The following is a 3,621-nucleotide window of genomic DNA, read 5'->3' on the forward strand; positions in this document are numbered from 1 at the left end:
ACCGACCGGAGAACCCACAGTGGACACGCTGGTGCGACGCCAGCCACACCAACGCGCCCACCCAACAAACACCACCCGCACACCCACCACCAAGATCAGCAAAACCTCAACTCGGTGGATCCAGGTCTGGGTCCGTGAAGGAGCCCCTCACAGACCTCAAGTATCAGTCAAGTTGCCATCAATCGGGCATTTCGGCGCTCCTGGTGTCCCTTGTGGACGGTCATCGAGCGGAAGCCTCCCCGCGCAGCACGCATCGCTCGTGGTCGAGCCATCACGCCTGGTCACACGTGGTTCGTAGCCGATTTGTGATGGTGGTCACGGGCCATACCGAGGGTTTGTCCCCGGCGCGCGCGAATCCCAAGCACAGCAGTCGATCCCGAAGAGTTTTCCGGTTCGACCGCCGCCCGGGCAGGTCAACGGAAGATAACGGTTTTATGGAGATCCGTGCGTTCCAGGCGAGGATCTGCGTGTGCTCGCCCCCGCCGACCAGGTTCGTTTCGCTTTCGAGCCGCTGTACAGCCTCTACAGCGGCTCGGCGGTCGCAGTCGAAGCGGTCGGGCATCCGGGCGCCGGCTGGGTCCCGGACCTCCTCGACGCGGCGGGCGACCAGGCCCAGCTGATCGACGCCGACCTCGACCTCGCCGCCCGCGCGGCCGCGGTGGTCCCGCCGAACGCGGCCGGGGTGTCGCTGCACCTCAACCTGAGCGCCAGCGCCGCCGGCGCGCCCGCCGAGCGGTTCATCCCGCTGCTCCAGACCCTCGAACGCACCGGCCGCCGACCCGCCGACGTCGTCTTGGAAGTCACCGCCCCGCTCGCCCTCCCGAATCCGGGCACCCTGCTGCGAGGCCTGCACCGGCTGCGCGACCTGGGCTTCCGGCTGGCCTTCGACCGGCTCGGCGCGGCGGGCCTGCCGATGAACCTGCTCGCCGAAGCGCCGATCGAGATGATCAAACTGGACCGCGCGACGCTGCGCCGGCTCCCGGCGAACGCGGCGACGGTCGCGCTCGTCGAGGCCCTGGTGCAGTTCGCCGCGCAAACCGACCTGCGGCTCGTCGCGACGGGAATCGAGAACGACGCGGAACTCGACCTCGCCCGGCGCTCGGGAATCCGGCTGGTGCAAGGGAATCTGTTCGCCACCGCCGCCCCCGAACGCGTACTGCCCGCCGCCGAACGCGGCGATCAGCCGGGTGCCGCGACCGTCTCGCCCGCCGCCGGACTGCGGATCCCCGAATTCCTCCGCCAGGCCAAAACCCTGCCGGACGACGCGACGTGCGACGACGTCCACGCGATCCTGTCCGCCGAACACGCGCCGAAGGCCATCGTCGGGCTCGACCAGCAAGCGCGTCCACAGTGGACGATCGACCGGATGCGCTTCCTGCTCGCGGTGACTGGCCGGTACGGGCACGCGCTGTACTCCGGGAAACCCGCCGCGAAACTGGCCGGGCCGCCGCGGCTGGTCCGGATCGACACCGGCACCCGCGAACTGCTGGAGCTCATCGCCGACGGCGGGGCCGAGAACAGCGGCGACGACCTCGTCGTGACCGACGCGTCCGGCCGGTACCAAGGCGTGGTGCGGCCGAACGAGGTGATGCGCCGGATGGCCGCGGTGAAGGTCGAGGCCGCGGTCGCGCTCAACCCGCTCACCCGGCTGCCCGGCAGCGACGCGATCGCCCAGGACGTCGCCCGCCGGGCCGGAGCCGGACGGCCGTTCGTCGTGGCCTGGCTGGACATCGACCACTTCAAACGGCTCAACGACACCGCCGGGTTCGCCGCGGGCGACGACCTCATCCGCGCCATCGGCCGGGCGCTGACCGACCACGCCCGGCGGCTCGGCGACGTCACCGTCGGCCACGTCGGCGGCGACGATTTCCTTGTCGTGTGCGGCATCGAGGACATCACGGCCCTCGCCGACGCCGTCCTCGGCCACGACTGGTCCGCCGACGGGGTGCCGGTCACGCTCTCCCTCGCGAGCCTCGTCCAGACCGGCTCCTCGACGGGTACGTACCGCGAAAGCGCGCGGCTGCTGGCACCGTTGAAGAAGCAGGCCAAGGGAATCCTCGGCTCGAGCTGGGTCAACAGCTGGCCCGGCGCCGGACGGGCGCAGATCCTCCGCGGCAGCAAGGAAACGAACGGCCTGCCGCCGGAACTGTTGCCCCAGCGGTAGTCACTCGTCCGGCAGTTCGTCCTTGGCCAGCAACGAATGCACCCGCCCGAAGCGCGAACGCAGCGCCGGGTCGAGCTGGTCGACCAGCACCGCGCAGCCGACCAGTTCCGCGCCGGCCTCGCGCACCAGGTCGCGCACCGCCGACGCCTGGCTGCCCGTCTCGATCCAGTCGTCCACCAGCACCAGCCGATCGCCCGGCGACAGCGCCGACCGCTGCATCCGCAGGACATGCCGGAAGCCCCGGTAGTCCGGGTCCGTTTCGCGGGTCAGCTTCTCGCCGGGAAACAGCCCGGCTGCCTTCCGGACCGCGGCGAACCCGACGCCCAGTTCCAGCGCGACGGCCCCGCCGAGCAGGAAGCCGCGCGATTCGATCCCGCACACCGCGGTCACCCCCGCGTCCCGGAACGGCTCGGCCAGCGCCTTGACCACCTCGGCGAACGCCGCGCCGTCCCGGAAAACCGGCCAGAGGTCGGCATGTCCGTCGACCCAGCGGAAGCGGTCCAGCAGAAGCGCAAGTGTCATGCGGTGATCCTGGCCGGTCGCCGGGCAGTCGGGCGAGCCGATTTCCCCGTCACCTGGCGAGCCGGGCGCGGGCCTCCTCGGTCTGCGGCGCGAACAGGTTGACGAGGTTGCCGTCCGGGTCGCGGAACAGCAGCGAACGGTTGCCCCACGGCATCGTCGTCGGCTCCTGCACGACCTCGGCGAGCAGCGGCCGCAGCCGCGCGAACTCCCGGTCGACGTCCTCGACCTGGAACTCCAGGATGACGGTCCGGTTCTCCTCCGGCACCGCCGCACCCGCGCTGAACAGCGCCATCGTCTCGGCGGCTCCGATCGCCAGCGTCGCCGTCGCGCCGACGAACTCGGCGAACTGCTTCGCCGGACGGCTTGCCACGAGACCGGTCACCTGCTCGTAGAAGGACGTCAAACGGTCGACGTCACCGGTGATGATGCGGACAGAAGTCAACTGCACGGCCACATTCCTTTCTGGTTGCTCAGTGGCCACGCTAGAAGCAATAGTGGACAGGATCCGCCCGGTATTGCGAGAATTCTCCGCATGACCCGGCCGATCGCCCGTGTGCTGGCGCTGCTGGAAATCCTCCAGGGCGGCGGCACCCGGACCGTCGCCGAACTCGCCGGGCGGCTGGACGTGGACGAACGCACCGTCCGCCGGTACGTCGAGCACCTGCTCGACCTGGACATCCCGGTCCGCTCCGTGCGCGGCCGCTACGGCGGGTACCGGCTCGCGCCCGGTTACCGGATGCCGCCGCTGATGCTCACCGACGAGGAGGCGCTCGCGGTGCTGCTCGGACTGGTCGCGGGACGGCGCGCCGGGCTGGTCACCACGTCGGTCGCGGCAGCGGAAAGCGCGGTCGCGAAGGTCCGCCGGGTGCTGCCCGAGGCTCTCGGCCGCCGGCTCGACGCCTTGCTGGAGGTCGCCGACTTCACCACGCCCGCCC

The 3,621-nt window shown here is 70.7% G+C and carries 4 protein-coding genes; 2 read left to right on the top strand and 2 right to left on the bottom strand.

Annotated features, from left to right (window positions below; genetic code table 11):
* Nucleotides 1–469 precede the first annotated feature (469 nt).
* Complete coding sequence (locus tag PUT80_RS46090; RefSeq protein WP_275295905.1) at nt 470–2,164, top strand: bifunctional diguanylate cyclase/phosphodiesterase; 1,695 nt, start codon at nt 470–472, stop codon at nt 2,162–2,164.
* On the opposite strand, the gene PUT80_RS46095 is transcribed toward PUT80_RS46090, so the two are convergent.
* Both PUT80_RS46095 and PUT80_RS46100 read right to left on the bottom strand, forming a co-directional pair.
* Entirely contained in the window at nt 2,165–2,686 is a 522-nt protein-coding gene (locus PUT80_RS46095) for a phosphoribosyltransferase family protein (RefSeq protein ID WP_275295906.1), read from the bottom strand.
* A gap of 49 nt (nt 2,687–2,735) precedes the next feature.
* Nucleotides 2,736–3,134 carry a VOC family protein gene (locus PUT80_RS46100; protein ID WP_134664835.1) on the bottom strand — a complete coding sequence of 133 codons (399 nt, stop codon included), beginning with the start codon at nt 3,132–3,134 and terminating at the stop codon, nt 2,736–2,738.
* A gap of 84 nt (nt 3,135–3,218) precedes the next feature.
* Here PUT80_RS46100 and PUT80_RS46105 point away from each other — a divergent pair.
* Nucleotides 3,219–3,621, top strand: a 403-nt coding sequence (locus PUT80_RS46105; protein ID WP_275295907.1) for an HTH domain-containing protein, incomplete at its 3' end; no start/stop codon positions are given.

It is taken from the genome of Amycolatopsis sp. La24, assembly GCF_029087445.1.
Taxonomy (GTDB): Bacteria; Actinomycetota; Actinomycetes; order Mycobacteriales; family Pseudonocardiaceae; genus Amycolatopsis; species Amycolatopsis nivea.

Bases quoted from the DNA above. Each gene is read 5' to 3' on its own strand.
- PUT80_RS46095 (WP_275295906.1), bottom strand. From the start codon at position 2,686: ATGACACTTGCGCTTCTGCTGGACCGCTTCCGCTGGGTCGACGGACAT.